This is a genomic window from Planococcus halocryophilus, assembly GCF_022489025.1.
Lineage (GTDB): Bacteria > Bacillota > Bacilli > Bacillales_A > Planococcaceae > Planococcus > Planococcus halocryophilus_A.
In genome coordinates this window covers 1-240 of record NZ_JAKVTG010000050.1, presented here as the reverse complement: position 1 = coordinate 240, position 240 = coordinate 1, and the positions used below count along the sequence as shown (strand labels likewise).

Annotated in this window: 2 tRNA genes; both read left to right on the top strand. The window is 49.6% G+C overall.

Annotated elements, in window-relative coordinates:
• The first annotated feature begins 55 nt into the window (after positions 1 to 55).
• Positions 56 to 132 (top strand) — tRNA-Ile (locus MLE13_RS17955).
• 8 nt (positions 133 to 140) lie between these two features.
• Positions 141 to 216: transfer RNA gene (locus MLE13_RS17950), tRNA-Ala, on the top strand.
• Positions 217 to 240 lie beyond the last annotated feature (24 nt).

Sequence of the window (240 nt, the reverse complement as noted above, 5' to 3'; positions counted from 1 at the left end):
TTTTCAATGGAAACATTGAATCAATCTTCTATCAGTAAGATAATTATACTCAAGAGGGCCTATAGCTCAGCTGGTTAGAGCGCACGCCTGATAAGCGTGAGGTCGATGGTTCGAGTCCATTTAGGCCCACCATTCTTCTTGGGGCCTTAGCTCAGCTGGGAGAGCGCCTGCCTTGCACGCAGGAGGTCAGCGGTTCGATCCCGCTAGGCTCCACCAATCATTTTGTACGCAGAAATGATG